General features: G+C 39.2%; 22 protein-coding genes. 13 read left to right on the forward strand and 9 right to left on the reverse strand.

Going from position 1 to position 22,398, the window contains the following annotated elements; all coding sequences use genetic code 11:
• Window positions 1-254: 254 nt before the first annotated feature.
• The 4 genes from QTN47_RS21135 (at window position 255) to QTN47_RS21150 (ending at window position 5,298) form a co-directional block, all read left to right on the forward strand.
• Entirely contained in the window at window positions 255-758 is a 504-nt protein-coding gene (locus QTN47_RS21135; protein ID WP_369331416.1) for a DUF4402 domain-containing protein, read from the forward strand.
• A 263-nt stretch (window positions 759-1,021) separates the two neighbouring features.
• Window positions 1,022-1,756, forward strand: a complete 735-nt coding sequence (locus QTN47_RS21140; protein WP_369331417.1) for a fimbrial biogenesis chaperone — start codon at window positions 1,022-1,024, stop codon at window positions 1,754-1,756.
• Between the two features lie 162 nt (window positions 1,757-1,918).
• Complete coding sequence (locus QTN47_RS21145) at window positions 1,919-2,317, forward strand: DUF4402 domain-containing protein (protein WP_369331418.1); 399 nt, start codon at window positions 1,919-1,921, stop codon at window positions 2,315-2,317.
• Between the two features lie 26 nt (window positions 2,318-2,343).
• Window positions 2,344-5,298, forward strand: coding sequence for a hypothetical protein (locus QTN47_RS21150; RefSeq protein WP_369331419.1), 2,955 nt, complete (start codon window positions 2,344-2,346; stop codon window positions 5,296-5,298).
• Window positions 5,299-5,861: 563 nt separating this feature from the next.
• Here the strand turns inward: QTN47_RS21150 and QTN47_RS21155 are convergent.
• Complete coding sequence (locus QTN47_RS21155; RefSeq protein WP_369331420.1) at window positions 5,862-5,990, reverse strand: hypothetical protein; 129 nt, start codon at window positions 5,988-5,990, stop codon at window positions 5,862-5,864.
• Window positions 5,991-6,349: 359 nt separating this feature from the next.
• On the opposite strand from QTN47_RS21155, the gene QTN47_RS21160 reads away from it, so the two are divergent.
• The 3 genes from QTN47_RS21160 (at window position 6,350) to QTN47_RS21170 (ending at window position 11,169) form a co-directional block, all read left to right on the forward strand.
• Window positions 6,350-9,262: a PAS domain S-box protein gene (locus QTN47_RS21160; protein ID WP_369331421.1), complete on the forward strand. Its 2,913-nt coding sequence runs from the start codon at window positions 6,350-6,352 to the stop codon at window positions 9,260-9,262.
• A 15-nt stretch (window positions 9,263-9,277) separates the two neighbouring features.
• On the forward strand, window positions 9,278-9,907 hold the full coding sequence (locus QTN47_RS21165) for a response regulator (RefSeq protein ID WP_369331422.1): 630 nt from the start codon (window positions 9,278-9,280) through the stop codon (window positions 9,905-9,907).
• 842 nt (window positions 9,908-10,749) lie between these two features.
• A complete protein-coding gene (locus QTN47_RS21170; protein ID WP_369331423.1) occupies window positions 10,750-11,169 on the forward strand; it encodes a response regulator in 420 nt (139 codons plus the stop codon).
• 85 nt (window positions 11,170-11,254) lie between these two features.
• On the opposite strand, the gene QTN47_RS21175 is transcribed toward QTN47_RS21170, so the two are convergent.
• Window positions 11,255-11,464: a hypothetical protein gene (locus QTN47_RS21175; RefSeq protein WP_369331424.1), complete on the reverse strand. Its 210-nt coding sequence runs from the start codon at window positions 11,462-11,464 to the stop codon at window positions 11,255-11,257.
• Between the two features lie 65 nt (window positions 11,465-11,529).
• On the opposite strand from QTN47_RS21175, the gene QTN47_RS21180 reads away from it, so the two are divergent.
• Both QTN47_RS21180 and QTN47_RS21185 read left to right on the forward strand, forming a co-directional pair.
• Entirely contained in the window at window positions 11,530-11,832 is a 303-nt protein-coding gene (locus QTN47_RS21180) for a MauE/DoxX family redox-associated membrane protein (RefSeq protein ID WP_369331425.1), read from the forward strand.
• 87 nt (window positions 11,833-11,919) lie between these two features.
• Complete coding sequence (locus QTN47_RS21185; RefSeq protein WP_369331426.1) at window positions 11,920-12,231, forward strand: hypothetical protein; 312 nt, start codon at window positions 11,920-11,922, stop codon at window positions 12,229-12,231.
• A gap of 308 nt (window positions 12,232-12,539) precedes the next feature.
• Here QTN47_RS21185 and QTN47_RS21190 read toward each other — a convergent pair whose 3' ends face one another.
• A complete protein-coding gene (locus tag QTN47_RS21190) occupies window positions 12,540-12,848 on the reverse strand; it encodes a hypothetical protein (RefSeq protein WP_369331427.1) in 309 nt (102 codons plus the stop codon).
• 99 nt (window positions 12,849-12,947) lie between these two features.
• Here QTN47_RS21190 and QTN47_RS21195 point away from each other — a divergent pair, with 99 nt between their 5' ends.
• Both QTN47_RS21195 and QTN47_RS21200 read left to right on the forward strand, forming a co-directional pair.
• The gene (locus tag QTN47_RS21195; protein WP_369331428.1) at window positions 12,948-13,133 is read left to right on the forward strand and encodes a hypothetical protein; all 186 of its coding nucleotides are present in this window, start codon (window positions 12,948-12,950) and stop codon (window positions 13,131-13,133) included.
• Window positions 13,134-13,183: 50 nt separating this feature from the next.
• Window positions 13,184-14,236 (forward strand): DUF932 domain-containing protein, encoded by a 1,053-nt coding sequence (locus tag QTN47_RS21200; RefSeq protein ID WP_369331429.1) that lies wholly within the window; start codon window positions 13,184-13,186, stop codon window positions 14,234-14,236.
• A 766-nt stretch (window positions 14,237-15,002) separates the two neighbouring features.
• On the opposite strand, the gene QTN47_RS21205 is transcribed toward QTN47_RS21200, so the two are convergent.
• The 4 genes from QTN47_RS21205 to QTN47_RS21220 form a co-directional block, all read right to left on the reverse strand.
• Entirely contained in the window at window positions 15,003-15,878 is an 876-nt protein-coding gene (locus QTN47_RS21205) for an SRPBCC family protein (protein WP_369331430.1), read from the reverse strand.
• A 9-nt stretch (window positions 15,879-15,887) separates the two neighbouring features.
• Window positions 15,888-16,337 (reverse strand): SRPBCC family protein, encoded by a 450-nt coding sequence (locus QTN47_RS21210; RefSeq protein WP_369331431.1) that lies wholly within the window; start codon window positions 16,335-16,337, stop codon window positions 15,888-15,890.
• Between the two features lie 61 nt (window positions 16,338-16,398).
• Window positions 16,399-17,229 carry a helix-turn-helix domain-containing protein gene (locus tag QTN47_RS21215; protein ID WP_369331432.1) on the reverse strand — a complete coding sequence of 277 codons (831 nt, stop codon included), beginning with the start codon at window positions 17,227-17,229 and terminating at the stop codon, window positions 16,399-16,401.
• A gap of 169 nt (window positions 17,230-17,398) precedes the next feature.
• A complete protein-coding gene (locus QTN47_RS21220; protein ID WP_369331433.1) occupies window positions 17,399-17,590 on the reverse strand; it encodes a dihydrofolate reductase family protein in 192 nt (63 codons plus the stop codon).
• A gap of 236 nt (window positions 17,591-17,826) precedes the next feature.
• On the opposite strand from QTN47_RS21220, the gene QTN47_RS21225 reads away from it, so the two are divergent.
• Window positions 17,827-18,294 carry a JAB domain-containing protein gene (locus tag QTN47_RS21225; RefSeq protein WP_369331434.1) on the forward strand — a complete coding sequence of 156 codons (468 nt, stop codon included), beginning with the start codon at window positions 17,827-17,829 and terminating at the stop codon, window positions 18,292-18,294.
• A 40-nt stretch (window positions 18,295-18,334) separates the two neighbouring features.
• On the opposite strand, the gene QTN47_RS21230 is transcribed toward QTN47_RS21225, so the two are convergent.
• Together QTN47_RS21230 and QTN47_RS21235 are read right to left on the reverse strand one after the other, a co-directional pair.
• Window positions 18,335-20,764 carry a T9SS type A sorting domain-containing protein gene (locus QTN47_RS21230; RefSeq protein WP_369331435.1) on the reverse strand — a complete coding sequence of 810 codons (2,430 nt, stop codon included), beginning with the start codon at window positions 20,762-20,764 and terminating at the stop codon, window positions 18,335-18,337.
• A 139-nt stretch (window positions 20,765-20,903) separates the two neighbouring features.
• Entirely contained in the window at window positions 20,904-21,170 is a 267-nt protein-coding gene (locus QTN47_RS21235) for a hypothetical protein (protein WP_369331436.1), read from the reverse strand.
• Window positions 21,171-21,319: 149 nt separating this feature from the next.
• Between QTN47_RS21235 and QTN47_RS21240 the strand changes: the two genes are divergently transcribed.
• A complete protein-coding gene (locus tag QTN47_RS21240) occupies window positions 21,320-22,216 on the forward strand; it encodes a DUF8464 domain-containing protein (RefSeq protein WP_369331437.1) in 897 nt (298 codons plus the stop codon).
• Window positions 22,217-22,398: the final 182 nt, after the last annotated feature.

The raw sequence follows: 22,398 nt of genomic DNA on the forward strand, positions 1-22,398 counted from the left end.
AAATTGAAAAAAGTAAGCTTTAAAATTTGCACATACTCTACCTCACGTAATCAATCATTTATTGAAAAAACTGTAACATTTCCGTTAGCCGAAGTATTACAAGCACGCAACATTGTTTGCCGGTTCTTTTTTTATTGGTGAAGTCATCCAAAGTCTACAGGAAGTCGTCCAAAGTCTACAGGAAAACCGTCCAAAGTCTACAGGAAATCCTGAATTGTCCACTTAGCTTTGCCCCGATTAAATCCAATATAAAAATGAAAAAAGAGATCCTTCTCACACTTGCGCTTGCAGGTTTTACGATTGCTTCGAACGCACAATCAACTGCTAGCGCTACTTCTACAGCAACAATTGTTACCCCTATCAGCATTACAAAAAATGTCGACGTGAGTTTTGGTAACATCGCCGTGGGTGCATCCGGTGGTACAGTAATACTAGCAACTGACGGAACACGTTCTACAACCGGGGGAGTTACTTTACCTACCACTACAGGAACTGTTACGGCAGCAGATTTCACCGTTACGGGTACCGACACTTACACATTCTCTATTACGTTACCTACAACACCGGTTACTCTTACCCGTGCAAGCGGCACTGAAACAATGGATGCTACTGCTTTTACAAGTACTCCTTCAGGTTCAGGTACTTTAAGTTCAGGTACAAAAGATGTTAAGGTTGGTGCTACATTGACCGTGGCTGCATCGCAGGCTGCCGGAGTTTATACGTCGGGAGACTTTGATGTAACCGTTAATTACGAATAATTGTCATTTTTTTGAAGGAAAAACGTTGATGACAGCGTTTTTCCTTCTTTTAAAACTTCTTCGGCAGTAATATTATTTCCGAGGGTGCGGCCTATTAGGAATAATACTGATTTAATTTACCATCTACTTTCTTTTTTATGTTGTCCTGCTTACTTCCTGGATCATCGTTTAGTAATAGATCAAGGCGTTCCAGCATTTTATTTCCGGTTATTATGCTTTGCTTTTTTTCTTTAAAATGCTCAGGTCAGGGGAACCTTTTAATTATGCCGAAAAGAGTGGTCTTTGAAGGTGTTAAGAGGTCAGAGGAATTGAATCTTGCCAACATTGGTCATGATACAGCCACATATATTATTTCTGTGATGCAAATAAGAATGAAGGATGATGGTTCAGTTGAAAAAATCGACCGGCCGGACTCTGGACAAAATTTTGCTGACAGGAACTTCCGTTTTTTTCCGCATACCGTTACCCTTGCTCCTAATGAAGTACAGGCTGTTAAAGTGCAACTGATAAAATCATCCGAATTGGCTACTGGTGAATACCGTTCTCATTTATATTTCAGAGCGATACGCAATTCTGATCCGCTCGGGGAAAAAGAGTTACAAAAAGACTCGGGCATATCGGTAAAACTTGTACCGGTTTTTGGCATGTCCATTCCTGTGATTATACGTGTAGGTGAAAATACTTCCAAAGTAAGTTTTTCTGATATTTCATTTCACCTGGAAAAAGAAACAGATCCCGTTTTGAAAATTACTTTTAACCGTACCGGAAACATGTCGGTTTATGGTGATGTGCAAATAGATCATATTTCGCTGCAAGGTAAAGTAACACGTGTAGGTACAATAAAGGGCGTGGCGATTTATACGCCTAATGCTTTACGCCATCTTCAGTTTGAATTATATAAAATTAACGGGATTGATTATCATACCGGAACTCTTCAAATAACTTATAACTCATCAAACGACACAAAACTTTCAGAGGCGGAAATCAATTTGAACTAAAAATTAAGTCGCATACTCATTTGTGGTTTGCCAGAAATATTTATACAAGAAATGAGCGTTACAAGCAATATATGGTTAGTGTGTAAAAAATTATTTCAATTCGTTTGTGTTATCCTGCTCTTTATTATGCCTTGCACATGTGTGTATTCACAAAATGTGTCTGTGATACCTGTTCAAAATATCAGTTTTGGCGCCTTTTCTCCCGGCATTTCGGGTGGAACAGTGATTATTTCAGAAAATGGTTCACGTTCTGTTACAGGTAGCGTTATTCCGTTTAATATGGGCATACAATATCATCCTGCTATATTCGAAATAGAAGCGCCTGCAGGCACTATTATCTCAATATTAATGCCTGACAATATTATACTTTCCGGAAGCAATGGCGGCTCTGTTACATTACATTTAGATAAGACAGAACCTGCTATGCCTTTTAACACCACAGTATCCCCACCTGAACGAACCAGGGTAAGTATCGGAGGAACGCTTACAGCAGGAAGCTCTATGACCACCGCACCAGGCACTTACACCGGTTCTTTCTCAATCACGGTTAACCAGGAATAGGAAATCTTAAATTTATAATCATTCTAATGCCTCCCAGAGACACATATTTATCCGGTACAATATGCAGGTCTCCACACCTTTTTTATTTTGTTTTTATTTTCTTTGTTTCTCTATCTCTTTTGTATTGCAATGCCGGGAAGGCGCAGGTAGATGATAATTTAAACTACTACGAAATTTCAATTACCCTTAATGTTCCTAAAATAGGCGGCTCTGAAATCCCGGCCATTGTTCACGGCCAAAGAATTTATTTGCCGGTAAAAGACCTTTTTGATTTTTTAAAAATCAGGAATATACTTTCAGCGGGTATGGATTCGGTGACAGGTTTTTTTATCAATCCACAGGTCACCTATTTAATTGATGAAGTAAATCACAGGATCAGGTACGATGAAAAAATATTTGAACTTAAACCTAATGATTTGGTGAAAACCGAAACGGGTCTGTATTTAAACGCTGATTATTTCCGGGAGGCCTTTGGATTAGATTGCATTTTTAATTTTCGAAGCCTTTCTGTTACGCTCAATACACAAATAGATTTACCTGCAATACGGGAGATGCAGCAGGAGTTAATGCGACGTAACATTAGTCGGCTGAAAGGAGAAAAGCAAGCAGATACAACTATTGCGCGGAAATTTTCAATGTTTCATCTAGGTTCGGCCGATTGGTCCATAGTAGCCACTCAACAATCGAATTCGGGAGATAATACCAGGGCTAACCTTAATATGGGGGCATTTGTTGCGGGAGGAGAAGCAAACGTATCCTTAAATTATACGAGTGCTCAGCCTTTCAATCAAAAGCAACAGTATTATAGCTGGAGGTATGTTAATAACGACCATTCCAGTCTGCGTCAAGTAACAGCCGGAAAGTTACTCATTCATTCTACGTCTTCTATTTACGCACCAGTTGTGGGAGTTCAATTTACCAATACGCCTACTACTTACAGAAAATCATTTGGCACCTATAAGCTTACTGACAGAACTGAACCGGGCTGGATGGTGGAGTTGTATGTAAATAACATTCTACTGGACTATAAAAAAGCCGATTCGTCAGGCTTTTTTACTTTCGAAGTACCCATGGTTTACGGAAACTCAGTTGTAAAACTGCGCGTATATGGCCCGTGGGGAGAGGAACGATACCGGGAACAAAATATTATTATACCCTTTAATTTTCTTCCACAAAATGAATTTCAATATACAGTAACAGCAGGCCGCGTGGAAGATGAACAAAAGAGCTTGTTTTACCGAACAGATGTTAATTACGGCTTTACCCGGCATATTACCATAGGCACAGGAGTAGAATATCTCTCATCTCTCGCCTCTGATAAAAGTATGCCCTACTTAAATGCATCATTCAGATTAGGATCCAAACTATTAATAACAGCAGACCATACTTACGGAGTGAGGTCAAATGCAACTATCAGTTACAGCCTGTCTTCCAAAGCGCAGGTCAATGTTAGTTATACGAAATACGATAAAGATCAAACCGCAGTCAAATACAATTACCTGGAGGAGCGGAAGATTGAATTATCAATTCCTCTTCACAGCAGAAATTTTAACGCTCTTTCACGTTTAAAACTCGGGCAGTTTATACTTCCAAACACAAAATATACTACTGCAGAATATACAATAACCGGAGTTTTTGCAGGCATCAGTTCAAATCTTACGACCTACGGAATGTTTTCGCAGCATCCTTATGTGTACAGTAATTTCACTCAGACTTACCGGCTCCTCCATAATATCACATTCTCTCCTCAAATGCAATTCGATTATACCAGGAAGCGCTTTAATATGTTCAAGTGCGAAGCGGGAAAAAATATAAGTACAAAAGGCTATCTCAATTTCTCTTACCAAAGAGATTTTAACATCAAAACAAGCTATTTAGGAATAGGATTCCGATATAATTTTTCTTTCGGGCAAGCATCTTTTTTTGCAACCCAAAGTAATCATACTTCTAGTCTCGTTGAATCGGCAAGAGGAAGCTTTCTTTATGATGATAACACAAATTATTTGCGTGCAAATAATCGAATCGGCGTAGGTAAGGGAGGACTTATCATTCTCTCCTATCTTGATATTAACGGTAACGGGCACCGTGATTTAAATGAACCCAAAGTTGCAGGCCTGAAATTGCATATCAATGGTGGCATTACAGAGCGTAATGATCGCGATACAATAATACGTATACTTGAACTCGAAGCATTTAGTAAATATTTAATTGAACTGGATAAGAACAGTTTTGATAATATAGCATGGCAAATTAAAAAACCTAATATCAGTGTTACCATTGAACCAAACCATTTGACATTAATTGAAGTTGCAGTAACGGTTGCAGGAGAGGCTTCGGGTATAGTATCTCTTTGTAATAATAACAAAACGAACGGCCTGAGCCGTATAATAATTAATTTTTATGATAGCAATTTTACCCGCGTTGCTCATACGCTCACTGAACCCGGCGGATATTTTACTTTTATGGGCTTTACACCCGGCACTTATACTGCCAGGCTTGATACTGCCCAACTACATAATCTAAATTTGACTTGTACTCCTGAGACTATAACCTTTAATATTCAAGCAAGTGAAGACGGCGTAATAGTAGACAACCTTGAATTTAAAGTACAATCTCTTTTAGATACAAGTAAGCAGGTTGCTGCTAAAAAAGAAGTTGGCGGAGTAAAGGCCTCAGATAGTAGTATTCAATACGGTAATAAAGGTACTTTGTCTCAGCAGAAGACATTAACTGGAGAGGAAAAGCGTGAACCACTGAGTGATTATAAGCAAAAATATCTGATTAAAAAAAGTAAAAAGAAACAATTACAAGAAGTGAAAAAAAAGCCGAAGGCGGTTATTCCTCCGGCAACGCAAAACGAGAATCCGTTAAATCTGATCTTGAAATATTTAAATCTTAAAGAAAGATGGAATTTTTCAACATTCGATTCCTTACTAATTTTTGTTAATCAATTTATCTCTCATGATAATGATCGTCGATGACGAACCCCATTATCTTGATTTACTTAAACATTTTTTGGAGCAAAATAAATTCATTGTTGATACTGCATTGTCCGGCATACTTTAGCAGTAAATAGTTATCTGATGCATTTTTTTCAACCTTGTACTTGTATAAATTTCATGATGCCGCAACCCTCTATAGATTATCGCTTGTTAAGTGCAAGAGAGAGAGAGTCATCTAGCTATTCAGTTTGCGTAAACAAGAATCGGAACGAGCGTTTAAAAAAGTTGCTGAAGCAAAATGCAGCAGTAAGCTAATGTGCTGGCACATTCCTGATACACCGGAAAAATCGCTTCAGATGCGCTTTTACCTTTAAAGTGATTTACTACTGTAAAAAAAGTAATGTTAAGAAGATGCATATACTGGACTTCAATTTAGTGTGAGGTAGGTTTCTATTTAACTCTTATTTATCTTATACTATGTAAAAACCGTAATGTTTCTGCATCATAGATCCACTTTGGCAGTGGACTTTTATCAAACAAAACCTTATTTCTCTTCTGAGTCAATGAGCAATCTTTCAGCCATCTTTCGCTCTGTTATATCATTACATATACCCAACAACTGCGTTACTTTTCCTTCCTCTATACATATCTTCTTTATCCATATTACAAAAGTCAGCAAATGAATTATTTACAACCTGCAGCGTGAACCGGTTGTCATCCTCTACTTTCATGAGCCACATAGCGTTCTCTGTGCTATTAAATACTAATGAAAGCTGCTGTTCACTGCGAAAACTTGCCTGTCGCAAGTATTCCGCAGGACCATTTGCACCAGTTAATGCTAAGTCAATTATACTGGCGAATTTTAAAAATTAACGCGTCAATAATTTTATTTCATGTTTAAACTTATCAAACTTATAGAACTAACGCAAACAGCTGTATTCATTCAGCTCCTGTTGCCATTACAACCTGGCCGCTTTAACTATTTCCAGATAAAATCCGGGCTGATTTGGTAGATACAAGTGCCGCTGCGAAACACTTGCGCTAGATGAAGGTATATTCTTCATAACTTTAGTCTTCAATATTCCTCTTAATGCATGATCACAATAACCTCCGAAAAACCGGTGTTGATGTCCTTGGCGATGTTCCATGGGGAACACATTTTTGCCAATTCTACGAAACCAAAGAAGACCTGCTCGAATTGCTAATACCGTATTTTAAAACTGGTCTTGCGAACAGCGAATTTTGTCTTTGGATAGTTTTTTACCCGATAAAAGTAGAAGATGCGTTTGAATTGCTAAAAGTACATGTACCGAACTTTCAACAGCATATTGAAAAAAACAGCATTGAAATACTGCCATATACGGAATGGTATTTTAGGGATGGCAAGTTTGATGGAAAAGCCATCACCAATGCCATTACAGAACTACTTCAAAATGCGTTGAAACGAGGTTATGCTGGTTTACGCATAAACGGTAATGAAACCTGGCTGGAAAGTAATGACTGGGCGGATTTTATGGAATATGAAAAAGAGCTGAATGTTTTAGTACAAAACAAACCTGTTATTATATTATGCACGTATCCTCTTTCTCATTCCAGCGGCGCAACACTGCTTGATGTGGCTGATGCACATGAAGCTGTTATAGCAAAACGTAAAGGCGGCTGGGCGATCTTAGAAAAACCAGAATTTAAAAAAGTGAAAGCTGATCTGGTTAAAGAAAATGAAGCTTTAGATGCTTTGATAGCAGAACGGACCAATGAATTAGAAAATGCGGTCAAAGAATTAAAAAAGGAAATTGACGAACGCAAGGAGGCAGAAGACAAATTTGTTAAAGAAAAAGAATTAAGCAAAGCAATTAGAGAAAGCTTTCCCGGCATCGTTAATATTATTGACGAGAACTACAGAATATTGGAATGGAACCGGATGTTTGAAATTTTCACTGGTTATACTGCCCAGGAGATTCCGCACCTCCACATATTAAATGACCTCCATGATATTTCTGACAGGGAAAGAGCTTTTGATCTCCATCAGCAGGCATTTGCTAACATAACGATAAGCGGTGACTTTAAAATTCGAACAAAAGATGGATCCATTCGCCAGGTTTTTATTATAAGCCGAAGAATAAATTATGAGGATAAACCATGCCTGATCATTTGTGGAATTGATATTACCGAACGCAAAAATGCAGAAGAACAGATCAAACGGCAAATAGAATTGACAAACGAAATCATTGATACAATTCCCGTTATGACGTGGATCATTTTACCTGATGGCACACTTGATTTCGTAACCAAGCGTTGGATAAAATATACAGGCATTTCCAGGGAAGAATTAATTCGTCAACCAACGCTTCCTATTCACCCGGATGATCTCCCAAGAATCCTGGAAAACTGGCGGGTAAACATGGCGACAGGACAACCCTTTGATGACGAAATGCGATTGCAGGGAGCCGATGGAAAATACCGCTGGTTCCTGGTCCGTAGCGCACCCTTGTGCGACAGACACGGACAGGTTCTTAAGTGGTTCGGAGTATCAATTGACATAGAAGATCGCCGGCGGACCGAAGAGAAGCTCAGACAGAGCGAGAACCTTTTGACTGAGGCTGAGAAAATAGCCCATGTTGGCAGCTGGAGTCTGGATTTGCATACCAATATCGCAACATCATCGGATGAGCTTTACCGGATGTTTGGTATTAAAAAATCGGATTTCGATCATAGTCTGGAATCGGTGTTCAATCTTATTCATCCGCATGATCGGGGCCTTGTGAGGCGTGTTGTAAAAGAAGCAATTACAGCCCGTGCACCATATGATTTTTATTTCCGCAGAATTATGCCTGATAAAAAAGTGCGGATTATTCATGCGCGCGGTACTGTAATGACGGATGCAGAAGGAAATGCAGTGAGGCTATATGGAGCATCACAGGATGTAACCGAGAGCAGGGAGGCAGAAGACAAGCTGCGTTTAGCTTATCAACGATTGTCTTATCATGTGGAAAACACTCCTCTTGCAGTGATCGAGTGGGACAAAGATCTGAATATTACCAGATGGTCGGGACAGGCTGAAAAAATTTTCGGATGGAAAGCATCAGAAGTATTAGGCAGAAACAGGTACGATCCTGATTTCCTGATAGTTTACAAAGATGATGAAAAGAAAGTTGCAAAAGTCGACTATGAATTAATGAACGGTCTTGTTGAGAGAAATTTGAGCCTTAACCGCAATTATACAAAAGACGGAAAGGTAGTTTATTGCAAATGGTACAACTCTGTTTTAAAAGATAACCAGGGAAACGTGATCACCATTTTATCTTTAACACATGATGTAACCGAAAGAAAAAAAGCAGAAGAAAAGCTGACTGAATCTTATCGTGAAATCCGTTTATTGTCCGAACACCTTCAAAATATACGTGAAGAGGAACGAACCCATATTGCGAGGGAAATCCATGATGAATTGGGACAACAGTTAACCGTAATTAAAATGGATCTTTTATGCCTCAGCGAGAAGATAAGCGACAATGATGATATTGTTAAGCAAAGATTTCACGATTTGACAGAAATACTTGACGCAACTATGGAAACTGTGCGAAAAATTTCATATGAATTGCGTCCGAACTTGCTTGATTTGGGATTGGATGACGCCATAGAATGGCATTTGAAAGAATTTGAAAAGCGGTCAGCCATCAAAACATCTTTCTATTCATCTGAAGAAGAATTAGACCTTGATGATTCGACAAAAACAGGCTTATTTCGCATTTTCCAGGAATCGCTAACTAACGTCGCACGACATTCAAAAGCAAGCCATGTGCAGGTTGAAATTGTCAAAGAAACCAATGAAATTATTTTACGTATATATGATAACGGACGGGGTTTTGATATTAGCGAAGCCGCAAAGAAGAAAACATTAGGTATATTAGGAATGAAAGAGCGAGCTGAGATGATGTCAGGAAGTTATAATATTGAAAGTATTCCTGGCAAAGGAACGACGGTAACTACAAGAATATCTTATTGAAAAAGGAGACCAATAATGGTTCGGATTTTAATTGCTGACGATCATGCTATTGTTCGAAGAGGTCTAAGGCACATTATACATGAAGAATACCCATTTGCTGAAATAGGGGAAGCGTCTGATGCAGAAGAGTTAGTAAAAAAAGTAATTGCACAAAACTGGGATGTGGTTATTTGTGATCTGAATATGCCGGGCAGAAGTGGAATAGATGCAGTGAAACAAATCAGGCAATCATTTTCGAAATTGCCGATTTTGATCATGAGCGTGTATCCTGAAGATCAGTATGCCATCAGATCTTTAAAGGCAGGAGCTGCAGGTTATCTAAGCAAAGTTTCCATTCATTATGATCTCATTAAAGCAATTCAAACGGTTCTAAACGGGAAAAAATTTATTACACCGGCAATTGCGGAAAAAGTGCTTGATGCTTTTAGCAATGAGCATACTGGCCCACCACACGAATCGCTTTCCGATCGTGAATTTGAGGTATTCAAGTTATTGGCTACGGGAAAAACTATTTCAGAAATAGCACATCAGCTCTCTTTAAGTGGTAATACGGTAAGCACTTATCGCTCCCGTGTTTTAGACAAAATGCACCTGCAGTCCAATGCTGATATGACCCGATATGCTTTAGAAAGAAAACTGATTTAAATGTCACTACAGTTTGTAGTTTTTTAACTACAGAACAAATCACAATATCATTGATTTTTTGTGCGTGGAATTGTGCATTTCTTTGAGCTTATTAAAGGATGCTGCTAGCCCACTAACGATACAGCTGGTTAATGACAACTACGCTTTGCTGAAAGAATGAAACCTTACTTTAAATGTTGCCGGCCCTCCGGCAGTACAGGTGGGTTAAGCTATCAAGAAGTAGAAAAAATCATCAAAATACGAATGCCAGGACTTGCCTTGGTATACTGGTTACAAACCAGGCAGATGGGTATCGCCACAGCCTGTACCTGAATCTGGGAACTGAACATTTTTTTGATAAGGAAAATGATTTTGAGACCATGCCTGATTTCATTTCCAAAGCCTGGCCAGGTATTATGTAAAAATCAATTCGCAAAATAAGATTTGGGAAATACAATCACATTTACAGGCGGATCCAATCAATATCTTGAATCGATTATTTATTTCACTATAATAATCATTTCGAGAAAAGAAAGCGGTAAATAAATTACTGGAAGAACAGTTAAAAAATCGCCTAAAAGAAAGGACCTGCCTTCAGCCCTTCGGGAATTTTTGAAGGTAATAGTAATGCCTGTGACCGTTATCAAAAGATGAGAAAACGCTTAAACACTTAATAAGGCAACGTTTTGAAGAAGTAGTGAAATAAAAAAAAATCTGTGGAAAAAAAATGAGGTTATAAAGGTTCAGCGAACTTTAAAACCCTCTTCAATAATACACAATAAGTGTTCTTTTCTTGATATGGAGCACTACGAAACCATCCATATGCCCGGGTCTTTGTCTCTAGAATAAACTCAATCATATCTATGAAAAATAATTTTTGTTTTAAAAAAGTGATGATGATCGATGACGACTATATTGTTAGAACGCTCGTGACAAAAATGCTTAAAAAGTATCATTTTGCCAATGAGATCATCAGTTGTGAAACGGGAAGTGAAGCCATAAAGTACTTAAGAGAAAATTCGTTTTCTCTACCCTGCATAATTATTCTTGACATAAACATGCCTGAAATGAATGGATTTGAATTTCTGGAAAGGTTCGATAAACTGAATATAAAAAAGAAAGATAATTGCTTTATTATCATGAATACCAGTTCTGCCAATCCGGAAGATATAAAAAGAGCGGAAGAAAACCAGCATGTTCAGTTATTTCTTACTAAGCCTTTAACCATTTTAAAATTAGAGGCAATAAAACATGCATTTTCTAATTCTCTTAAGCCTGATTAATTCCGAATTATTATCGGCCAGATGGAAGTAGAAAATTGCCGCAGGTTTATCATTCTGGATAATAATTGCTCTTATTCTAGCCGCATTAGCCTGCTCCCTGAAGCTTGTCATTTATAATATATTCAATTTTTCCTGTGCCGATAACTGTCGCACCTTCTCTAAATTCAAACTCCATTTCTTCTGTCAAACTACCCGCAAAACGGTCTGGCGATACGATTTTAATTTTTGCATCAACAGTGTCGCCAAGTAAAACCGTCTCTTGGGCGTTAAAGGTTTGTTGTCCCGAAGTCTGCATTTCGGTAAAGTCAAATTTTAAACAAATTGATTGAATGGAAAAGCTTCAGAGATCAATTATCAAGAATGCCCGTTATTGGTAATTTTTCAGGACTTTTTGCTATTGCCATTCCCGTTTCAGAAATTTTACTTGCAACCGCACTTGCATTTTCTAATGACATCAAATATGCGCTGTGGGGATCATTCGTGCTGCTGTCCATTTTTACAGCATACATTGTCGTACTAACAAGCTTTGCTCCTCACCTACCCTGTTCGTGCGGCGGAGTTATTGAACAGCTGAGTTGGCATCAGCACCTGGTTTTTAATTGCCTCTTAATGCTATTAAACCTAATAGCTATAAAATTAGCGAGAAAGATAAGCTACACCTAATTGCAATATCCTGTAGATGAGCTCCTACAGGCAGGTTATTCGGATGTCCCGTTAAAACAGGCCGAGCCTTTCACTAAAAATTTTAATATGAAAAAACAATTGTTCGGCGTAGCGGCTATAGTTGTTGCCATAAGCGCCAGTGCTTTTACGCACATCAAGACAAAACCAGCATCTGACCTGGTTTGGTTTGAAGTTAATGCAAGTGGAAATCCGCTTCATTCTTCAATGGGTGAGCAAGGTGACAATCCACCAGCAGCCTATAGTTGTAGCACAGGGGCAATCCGATGCGCAAGGGCGTATAGTATTGCAGAAAATGAAGTAACGCTAAATCCTGATGGCATCACTTATACATTGAATACCAGTGCTGCAAATTTTAACCAGGAAAGGAAGAAAAATTAAGCGGTGGTAAAAATGAAAAAAGGGCAGCCAAGTTTTGACCGCCCTTTTAATTCAAAATACAAAGTAAATATCTTCTTACGAGCCGTTATTAAACATTAAAAAAATTACAGCCCTAATTAGAAGCTTGGCTAAAATAAAAGCTATCATCTCCCGTATTGTGAGCCAAAACCATTATAAAGTATTCAATCATATCTTCAAACCAAACGATTTGATCTGAAGGCTTGGATGAAACGATGAGTTTTATTTTAACCATCGTTTACCATCATCCTTTTGACAATCACTTTTTGTTATAATTGCCTTTTTCGCTATTATTTTTTCTGAAATGGCCGAACAATTTTTCGCTGTTGAAGTTCATCAAAGTTTACTTTAAATGGATCGTATTGTGACCTTTTCCAAACTCTTTTTTTAAATTTAAACTCATACACTAAGGAGTTTCCATCTCCTGGGAAAACGATATATTTATCCCAGTTAGCATTGAGCGTAAAATGCAATTGCAGTGTGTCGCCATCCTGATGAAGCATTTCAATGTCAAAAATGTTGCTTTCATTTAGCTGAGTAAGAATTGTAGTTTCATTAAATTTCTCCGTTGCGTCAGCAAGGCTTGGTTGTAAAATCATTTCGCCAATTAAAGAATATTTCCGTTTTGTTGGTCTATTAAAACCCAATAATGTTTTAACTGTTCAACATTTATTGCTCCCTTACTAACAAAGGGAACAATGATCGAGCTAAGCGGCCGCATGAGTGTGAACGCATGGATTGGCGGCAACAATGAAGCACGTGCAGCCCTTGTATTTCATGTTGGCAATATCAAACTCCATGGGAGGTCGCAAAGCAGTAAACAAGCAAACAACACTACTGCAGCTTTAACTAGTGATGCAAATCCGGATGATCTACCCTTTTAATTTTTCTCTTCACCAGCAAAGAAATTTTTAAACAATTAAAATCATTTACAATGGCACACAATCTGAATTACAATGAAAAGACAGGAAACCACAGTTTCTTTAGCGTACAGGAAAAACCCTGGCATAGCCTGGGCAAGATCGTTACAGATTACCCACCAAGCGCTGAAGCGTTACAATTTGCAGGGCTGGATTATACTGTTCAAAAACGTGAATTATTTACGCACTCCAGCAGTGAAACTGACACACCAGAACCTACACAAGAAAAAATAAAAGTTCCGGACTACTATGCAACTGTTCGGGCAGATAACAATGCCGTTCTCGGCGTTGTCGGCAAAGATTACAAGGTTGTCCAAAATGTTGATGCATTTTCTTTTTTTGACGAGATTGTAGGAGGCGGTGAAGGCATTCTTTATGAAACAGCGGGCGCACTTGGAAAAGGCGAACGAATTTTCATTACAGCGAAACTACCTTCTTATATCAAAGTCGACAATGATGACTTAATAGAAAATTATGTTTTTTTGACCACTTCGCATGATGGTAGTGGAAGCATTATTGCCGCATTTACACCTGTGCGAATAGTGTGTAACAACACACTTAACGCAGCATTGCGGAACTGTTCTAATGTTATTAAGATCCGCCATACCGCTAATGCAATTGAAAGGCTGAAAGAAGCGCATAAGGTAATGGGAATGGTAAACACACTAACACCAACTATCGAAAGCATCTTCAACCAATTTTCTAAAATTCGCATATCCGATCCTCAGGTAATGGAATTGATCCGGCGCGCCATGTGTCCGAATAAAGAAGTTTTGGCCAAGCTGGAATTCGGAAAGCTCGACGAAACCAGTACAATATTTCAAAATATGTGCAACCAGGTTTATGAATATGCAATGACAAGTGAAACACAGCAACTGGAAACCACCAAAGGCACATTGTTTGGCGCATATAATGCAGTAACTGGTTATTTTCAAAATGTTCGCAACTATAAAGATGCCGATACTAAAATGAATTCCATTCTTTGTGGCGGCATAGCACAAATGCGCAGACAGGCAGCTTTTAATATCTGCCTGTTTTTTTTGAAAAATAACAGTTTTAAGAATTAAAATTGCAAGCAGCGGCCAAGGAGCCGCTGCTTTTTAGAACTATTCGTAAACTTTAACGGTAATATTCAAAGAATCATTCCTGTGTTTGGCAAAAATAGCGTCGAATCAAAGCCCCCCGCGCCCGTGTCTTGCGGACACGGGCGCGGTTAATTGGTAAAGAAGGTGGAAATAAAAACATCCTTGCAGTACAATTATTGTTTGTGATAATTCCCAAAACCACTACAGGCATTGTTCTAATCTTCAAATAACAAAGCTGTTCTTGCTTAAAATATATAGAGAAAGTATGTGCGAGTATCAAGCAGACCCGGAAAAGACTTAAATAAGCATTAATCTGCGTCACAAATCCTTATAGCTTTACACTCTGGTAACAGCTGTCCTAAGTTAAGCGCCACACAAAGCCTAGTGCAGTCTTATTTTACCCGACAAATAGCCACCTATTTGTGTAGCAAAAACGTCTGTAACCCGCTCGGCTTGCGCCATGCTGGGATATGCTCTGATCTTTTTTCCATCAAGGATGAATTATCATTTATATGAATCATCGGAAAAAATCAACCGTCTTGATCTCATTGAACCATGACATTTTTTTAAGAATATCCCTAATACGAACGTTGTTTTTCCTCGCGTTGCATTTAAGAAAAGTGGCTCAATTATTACTACGGTCACAATAATCTATGTCGGAGAGTGTCTGGTAAAGAATGTACCCTGGACTTACATCTCGATATATGCTGCGTCGATCCTTCTTTTAGTTTGAACGGATCACATAGAATTATGTAAAATGCGGCTTACCTTCTGAAACAAAAAGGTACAGATAATCGCTGATGACAATTCCCCAACCAGAGTGGCTACAAGTTTCATAACATTCTTTATCCCGTGTAAGCCCTACATGGGTAAACCGAAGTTCAGTTTTACCATTATTGCCCGAAAGCCAAAAGATCATTTTAGTCCCCGTCCATTCATGCTTGTCTTGTTGTAGCCAGGCAAGTTCACTTTCGGTGACTAGCCATACCAGTCTCTCATCGTGTACAAGTTCAATGACCTGTTGTTTTGAATAATGTGCGCCAGGATGACCGATCGAAAACTCGTCATGCAACTTCAGCGCGCTGCCGGTGAGATCCCTGCCGCCCCACCATCTAGCGACATCTTTGGTCAGTGCATTGAATACCACTCCTGCCGATTTATTGAATTCAATTGCCAACGAAAAATCGTCTTTTGTTTTACCATGCACGAGATAATTATACAGCAACTCCTTCACTGTCAATTGGCAGATATGAACAAGCCTTTCGACTTCATCGGCCAAAACGATACCGTCATAGGTATATGTAATCTGTGTTGTAGCATTTGTAGCAACCAGATCAAAAATCATTTTGGTGCCCGTCCACTCAAAGCCATCGGTTTTGCGAAGGCTTTCGGTTGTGATCCATGCAAATCGTTTGCCCGGTTCGAAATCAATTACCTTGTTTTTAGAATAATGATCCTCACCCGCTCGTAATGTGAACTCAACTCCAGGGCCGGGTCTTTCACCTTCCAGATCTTCCGGCCACCATTTAACAAGATCTATTATCTGGTCAAATATGTCGTCAGCAATTCCAGGGACTGCGATAGCAATCTGGTAAATCGCTGGCTTGTACTTTTGTGTTTCCATTGCCTACACTTATTTCGTAGATTTTCTAAAAACACCATTTCCTGTCGTCAAATATGAAACGAGGCTTGTCTGTATCCAATGCGTCCAGCCAGGTTCACAATCTACATAACACTCTGAATCTGGAGTCAGCCCTTCGTGTGTAAACATTACATGAGTGCTTCCATCATGTTCATCAAGGTCAAAGACCATCTTCGTGCCAGCCCACTCTTTTTTATCTTTATACCAGGGCATGTTGCAATCGGCAACCAGCCACGCAATTTTTTTAGCCGGTACAAGTTCACTTACCGTGCAGTTAAAAAAAGAATCTCCACCCATTTCGATGACAAAGTTGTCATCCTTGTTGCTAGCACTGCCAGTAAAGGAGACACCCCACCAGCCAGGTACATTGCTGATTTTTTGCATTATCTCTGCCGCACTTAAATTGACTGTAAAGTTTCTGCTGTAGTTGTTCGCTTCCATCTTTTTTTTGTTTTATACAAAGCTAGAACGGCCGAAACAATTACCGTTGTACAAATCGGAACTAGCTTGTATAATGCTTTGTTGCAAGCTCGTTTAGTCTACGCTGCAGTTCGGTTGGTGTGCTTCCTGTAAAACGCTTAAATGACCTAAGAAAATGTGATTGGTCGTGGTAATATTCGTAGATATGTGTTTTTAGCATGTCGTAACTGACGCCTGATGAAAAAACCTGGTAGCATTGCTTGAAGCGAACAATTTCCGCGAAGTTTTTGGCGCCGGTGCCCATGTGCTCACTAAACTTGCGATGCAGCCACCGCGCACTGTAGCCTGTTGCTTTTTCAAGTTGTGAAACGGTAACTATGCCCCTGGCTTGCGTAATGCGATTAACGCAGTAGTCATAAATGGAGTCGGCCTTGCCGATGTGTAATTGCTCGAGAAGAAACTGCTGTAACAAATGAAGTTTCATGGCCAAGTTAGGCGCTTCACCAAGCTGTATTTCGAGAGCGTGGCCAGGCTTACCTAAGAGTTCCGGCAGCATGTGCAGCTGGTTGTTGAGCGCTGCATAGGGTAAATGAAACAGTCGATATACGCCGATCGGGTTGAGCTCAATGACGATCGTACTGGTCGGCATATCGTCGCTAGGGTCCAACACAACGGGCCTATCTATAAGACCGGATAAACTCAACTGGTCTTCTTTCTGTGTGAAGCTTCTACCGTCTATTTGCGCTACCATACCATTTTTACAGGTAAGCGTGAGCTTGAAATTAGCGTTGGGTACGATTAGCTTCATATCCTCCGCCGGAAGCCGGCCGCTACTTTCAAACACCCACATCTTAGCCACATATGGGATTAGCGCAGGATGGGGCGTAACAGGATGAAATAGAAATTCTACCATTGCTCACTAAAATTAAGCATTAATCCCAACATGCAGCTTTGCTTGTTGTTAGGTATGTGCATTCATCTTTCCTCCGTTATTCGGCTTAATTTGCATCTAAACATCTCAATGGTTTAAAAAAACTCCCGCGTATCGAAGCATTACAGGTTAAATAAATAATGCAAACGGATCATTCCCGAAGAATAAGGCAAAGCATCTTTTCATCAAATTGTTGATAGTACCGAAAAGCAGTCAAACCATCGCCGATAACTACCGGATTAATCAACAGGTATAGCTCGTCGATAAAACGCGATTGAAATAAACTCGATACCAGTGTCGCACCTCCGTGGACCAGAATACTATCTTTCAGAATACACTTCAATTTTGTTATGGTAGGAATATTTAAAATTCCTGAATATACAGCGCTCCTATATATCCTGTTTCAGTTTGTCTGTTTTTTCCTTATTAATCATTCCACCAAGTTCGGCAAAAGGCATCTGAAGCGCACAAGAATTTCCGGCATAAAACGCTGGCGCTATTTATTCCGTTGCTTCTTGTGCTAGTTTGCCTTTTGCCGGCGATGTTGCCATAATTAATTCATCAATTAAAAATTAAGTTATGGAACAGTCATCATTCAAATCATTAAACAAAGTGGCAGAAGTTGAAATCAGATATCGCAACAAGACGAGAGTATCTGAAAGACCAATTATTCACAATTCTAAAGACGCGTATCAAATCTTACTTGCAAATTGGAATAAAGATAAAATTGAGTATGTTGAAGAATTTAAAATTCTCTTGTTGAATTTTACCAATGCTGTTTTAGGAATTAGTCACATATCCAGTGGTTCTGGAAGAGCAACAATAGCTGACCCTAAAATAATTTTTACGACAGCTTTAAAGGCTAATGCCTCCGCTATTATACTTTCTCATTGCCATCCGTCAGGCTGCCTCAAACCAAGCCCGGAAGACTTAAATCTGACTACAAAACTAGTTGAATGCGGTAAACTTTTAGATATCAAAGTTCTTGATCATTTAATCGTCACAGCGGATGGTTACTTATCAATTTGTGATGAAGGGCTCATGTGAGCCCTTTTTTTATTCGTCATCAACTTATAAAACTCAACTATTAATCGCTACCAACCATCAACTTCTTCTCACTACTTGATAATTTGTTAAACAATCTTATCGTATATAAACCTACAGGATAACGGCTTACATCTAATCTTACAGATATCATTCCCTTAATTGGAACAACCTTTTCCTTATAAACCTCAACACCATTCATGCTCAATACAGACAGCGTATATTCATCAGCCGCAGAAGATACAAATTCTACTGTCACTGTACTTTTTGCAGGATTAGGATATAATCTAAACGTATTCGATTGGTCAGCTATACCTGCAACTCTTGATGACGACATTTCAGGAGTCTGAATGAACACCGTTTTAGTTTTAACCGGCGGCGCTCCACACGCATTGTATAGTTTCACTGAAATCTTTGCTGTTGTATCTCCCCATTTCACCACAACAGAATTTGTTCCCTTACCCGAAATAATACCGGCATTTTGCGGAATAAGCCAGGCATACAATCCGTCAGGATAAGACGGACTCACACTGAAGACACCCAGCGCTCCTTTCTGCAGGAATGCGGGCCCCGAAATTTCTGAAAGAGGCGGTGGAATACTATCAAAGACTTTGCATACAACCGGTTTACTTGTGGCTATAGCAGGTATTGCGCAATGGTAATTCATAATCACACTACAAGTTACCTGATCGCCATTTAATAGTGAATCATCCCTATAGGTTATTGAATTTTCGCCAACTACAATTCCATTCTTTTTCCACTGATAAGTAGCGGTTGAACTAATTCTGAGCGTTTGTGCCGTAAACACTACAGGCGTGCCTTTGCAAATACTATTTATATGATCAGGAATAACTTCCACTACTGCACGTAAAATTCGATCTACTTTGTAAACAATTTTATTACTTTCATACTGTCCGTGTTTTGTCATATACACCGCCCAAATGGTATCGTTGTTTTTCATATTTGCGGGAATCCAGTAATTGGTTGTGACGGCAGTAAACTTCCCGTTTCTTACCCATCTCACAAATGAATTTGGCCCTCCATTCGCCACAGTTGCTAGAAGGCCAGGTCGATCATAATCACAAATATTTGTAGGCGAACTGCTTACAGAAATACGTGGTGTATTGATCTTCATTATCCAATAATCAAATTTGCCACGACTATTGGAAGCATCACCATTAGGTGACTCAGATGCTGACGAAACTACATAACCGGAATCGGCTGTTTCGAATATGTCACGTGCAAGATCATTTTCCGATCCCCCATAGCTCTGTTGCCATTGTAACAACCCTTGTCCATCCAGTTTAACAAGCCAAATATCTGTAGTAGTTGTGGCGCCGTGATGTCCTGAAACATCTCCATCATTTGACCAGCTATGTCCGCCAACAAGGTAGCCGCCGTCCCTGGTTAAGCATACACTGGTTGCGTGATCACCATTTTGATAAATTGTAAGGCTATTTCCACCATAAGTTTTTTCCCATAAAATATTTCCATTTGGCGCTAGCTTTAAAACCATGTAATCATAACCTGAAAAACGCTTGTCGCTAATATCTCCATTGGAAGAATTGGTGGAACCAACCAGGATATAATTTCCATCTGCAGTAGCCTTAAGCTGTCCAACCTTCTCATCGAAACCGCCGCCAATACATTTCTGCCATTCAAGCTGGCCTGTTGAACTAAGTTTTACCAACCATCCATCTCCATAGAAGCCACTGGGATCATGGTTACCAGCAACGTCTCCATCATTTGAATTAGTCGTCCCTGCAATGAGGAACCCACCATCTTGCGTTAATTCAAGCGCGTTTGCATCTTCCTGTGATCGTCCGCCAAGGCATTTCTGCCATTGCAATTGTCCTGTATTATCCACCTTGACAACCCAGATATCACTAAAGCCGGAATTGCCATGCAATCCGGATACATCGCCGTCATTTGAATTGGTAAAACCCATCATTACAAACCCACCATCGTTGGTTTGTTTGATACATCGTCCAACATCGCTCTTTGATCCGCCCAGGCATTTTTTCCATACCACGCTGCCCTCACTATCTAATTTAGCGAGCCAAAAGTCCATGTAAGCACCTCCATGAAATCCCGCTGCATCTCCGTCATTTGAAGAAGTTGAGCCCAATATTGTGTATCCCCCATCAGTGTTAGCGATAATTTGCGATATGTCATCCGGCTTAATGCCACCCAGGGACTTTTCCCACTCGAGATTTCCCTGGCTATCAGTCTTAACGACCCACGCATCCAGAAATGGCTCGTAGCCCGTATGGCCACCGGATACGTCGCTATTATTGTGAGAAAATGTTGAGCCAACCATTAAAAACCCACTATCATGACTCATTATCGTAGAATTGAGATATTCATTAGCCTGGCCGCCGTACCTGTGTTGCCATTGTACTATCGGTTTATTCTGACCAAAAAGAACGCAGGAGATGAAGCAACAAAGCGAAGTGTAGAGGATTGATTTCATATAGCTGAGTGTTAGGTGACTAATGCTGTAAGGGAAGCAAATGATCACCAAAATTAATAGCCGCCTTTGCCAATGTCAATAGCGGATAGAAATTTTAAGGTCAACACCAGATAGATTAAGTGCATTGGCTCAATTGATTTCATGCAAGCTTGGCCAGGTGATCATACATTTCTTTTAGCCCGGATTTTTCCAACAATTCAATAGAAACAGCTTTTAATGTTTGTTCTACATCCATGTCAAATCCTCTTTTGTCCTTATCGCCATCTAACAAGGAATGCTCTATTGCATTGACAAGGCATAATATATTTTTTCTTGGCAACTGCAAAAGCACTTTGACGGACTCATTCATCCCGGGTGAACACAGTATTGTACTATACACTTTTTCTAAATCATTTTTTGAAAGCATAGCTATGTTTTTGGTTTGCTAATTCAAGTCCAAAAGTATCCAGAAAGCATTGAGGTTAAAACCGTCCTTTAGAAATTAAAGGAGTTCAATTTTCAACAAAGTGCCATTTTACTTTCGTCAACCACACATTCAAATCAAAAACGTTAATTATGGACATAAGAGAAAAGCTCAATTACATCAAACAATTGAACATTGTTGATCATCTCGAATCGCTTAACATATATCCTTCAAAGATTGTTAACTGTAACTATTGGTATACATCTCCCCTGCGCAACGAAAAGACACCCTCATTTAAGGTCGATAGAACAAAGAATCTCTGGTTTGATTTTGGACTGGGAAAAGGAGGCTCATTAATCGACTTTATTTTACTTTATAAGGATTGGACAATTGGTGATCTTATTAGAAATTCAAATGGAAATTATCCCAATTCAATTTCTAATATACCTGCCCCTGCAATCAATAAAAAAGCTGACCATAAGATTGAAATCCTCTCTTCAAAAACAATCAGCTCCTACCCTTTGGTTGACTATTTAAAGTCCAGGAAAATTCCTCTTGATGTAGCACAAAAATATTGCTCTGAAATTCATTACCGTTTAGGCGAAAAGGAATACTACGCCATAGGATTTAAAAATGATTCCGGTGGCTATGAATTGAGGAATAAATACATGAAATTAAGTACTTCGCCTAAGGATCATACAACCCTCCTAAACAATGCAACAAGAATCTGTGTTTTTGAGGGATTTTTTGATTTTCTCTCCTTCATTGCCATCACTAAAAACCAACAGCCTTCTGCCGATTTCCTGATCTTAAATTCACTCTCATTTTTTGAAAAGGCAAAGCATATTTTAAACAGGTATGATAATGTTGACCTATTCCTCGACAACGATGCACCCGGACAAAATTGCAGCCAGGCAGCATGCCAAGAAAATAGTAATTACAAAGATCAAAGCAAGCTCTATTCTCAAAATAAAGACCTGAATGAATGGTTGATACTATTCGGTAAACAACAAAAGCAAAAGCATTCAGGATTAGGATTCAAAACGTAAACACCAGTTGCAAGTTGGCTGAAAATCTTCAAGCTCATGAAGATCTTATCGAAAAGTTGTTTAGATCGCCTTATCCGCGATCGGCAAGATGTCCGTTTGTATCACAAACGTTTTTCTGCCGCTCTTCACTCGGAACTCGTGGGCGGTAATGCCCTTGAAAAACAAGCTTTAAAATTTGTAAA

The organism is Danxiaibacter flavus, assembly GCF_041060425.1.
Taxonomy (GTDB): Bacteria; Bacteroidota; Bacteroidia; order Chitinophagales; family Chitinophagaceae; genus Danxiaibacter; species Danxiaibacter flavus.

What these genes read in the sequence shown, in the direction of transcription:
- QTN47_RS21215 (WP_369331432.1), bottom strand. Translation starts at nt 17,229, where the DNA reads ATGGTAGAATTTCTATTTCATCCTGTTACGCCCCATCCTGCGCTAATC.
- QTN47_RS21135 (WP_369331416.1), top strand. Translation starts at nt 255, where the DNA reads ATGAAAAAAGAGATCCTTCTCACACTTGCGCTTGCAGGTTTTACGATT.
- QTN47_RS21240 (WP_369331437.1), top strand. Translation starts at nt 21,320, where the DNA reads ATGGACATAAGAGAAAAGCTCAATTACATCAAACAATTGAACATTGTT.
- QTN47_RS21160 (WP_369331421.1), top strand. Translation starts at nt 6,350, where the DNA reads ATGCATGATCACAATAACCTCCGAAAAACCGGTGTTGATGTCCTTGGC.
- QTN47_RS21180 (WP_369331425.1), top strand. Translation starts at nt 11,530, where the DNA reads ATGCCCGTTATTGGTAATTTTTCAGGACTTTTTGCTATTGCCATTCCC.
- QTN47_RS21225 (WP_369331434.1), top strand. Translation starts at nt 17,827, where the DNA reads ATGGAACAGTCATCATTCAAATCATTAAACAAAGTGGCAGAAGTTGAA.
- QTN47_RS21200 (WP_369331429.1), top strand. Translation starts at nt 13,184, where the DNA reads ATGGCACACAATCTGAATTACAATGAAAAGACAGGAAACCACAGTTTC.
- QTN47_RS21185 (WP_369331426.1), top strand. Translation starts at nt 11,920, where the DNA reads ATGAAAAAACAATTGTTCGGCGTAGCGGCTATAGTTGTTGCCATAAGC.
- QTN47_RS21165 (WP_369331422.1), top strand. Translation starts at nt 9,278, where the DNA reads ATGGTTCGGATTTTAATTGCTGACGATCATGCTATTGTTCGAAGAGGT.
- QTN47_RS21195 (WP_369331428.1), top strand. Translation starts at nt 12,948, where the DNA reads ATGATCGAGCTAAGCGGCCGCATGAGTGTGAACGCATGGATTGGCGGC.
- QTN47_RS21150 (WP_369331419.1), top strand. Translation starts at nt 2,344, where the DNA reads ATGCCTCCCAGAGACACATATTTATCCGGTACAATATGCAGGTCTCCA.
- QTN47_RS21155 (WP_369331420.1), bottom strand. Translation starts at nt 5,990, where the DNA reads ATGAAAGTAGAGGATGACAACCGGTTCACGCTGCAGGTTGTAAATAAT.
- QTN47_RS21190 (WP_369331427.1), bottom strand. Translation starts at nt 12,848, where the DNA reads ATGATTTTACAACCAAGCCTTGCTGACGCAACGGAGAAATTTAATGAA.
- QTN47_RS21235 (WP_369331436.1), bottom strand. Translation starts at nt 21,170, where the DNA reads ATGCTTTCAAAAAATGATTTAGAAAAAGTGTATAGTACAATACTGTGT.
- QTN47_RS21140 (WP_369331417.1), top strand. Translation starts at nt 1,022, where the DNA reads ATGCCGAAAAGAGTGGTCTTTGAAGGTGTTAAGAGGTCAGAGGAATTG.
- QTN47_RS21230 (WP_369331435.1), bottom strand. Translation starts at nt 20,764, where the DNA reads ATGAAATCAATCCTCTACACTTCGCTTTGTTGCTTCATCTCCTGCGTT.
- QTN47_RS21210 (WP_369331431.1), bottom strand. Translation starts at nt 16,337, where the DNA reads ATGGAAGCGAACAACTACAGCAGAAACTTTACAGTCAATTTAAGTGCG.
- QTN47_RS21175 (WP_369331424.1), bottom strand. Translation starts at nt 11,464, where the DNA reads ATGCAGACTTCGGGACAACAAACCTTTAACGCCCAAGAGACGGTTTTA.
- QTN47_RS21170 (WP_369331423.1), top strand. Translation starts at nt 10,750, where the DNA reads ATGAAAAATAATTTTTGTTTTAAAAAAGTGATGATGATCGATGACGAC.
- QTN47_RS21205 (WP_369331430.1), bottom strand. Translation starts at nt 15,878, where the DNA reads ATGGAAACACAAAAGTACAAGCCAGCGATTTACCAGATTGCTATCGCA.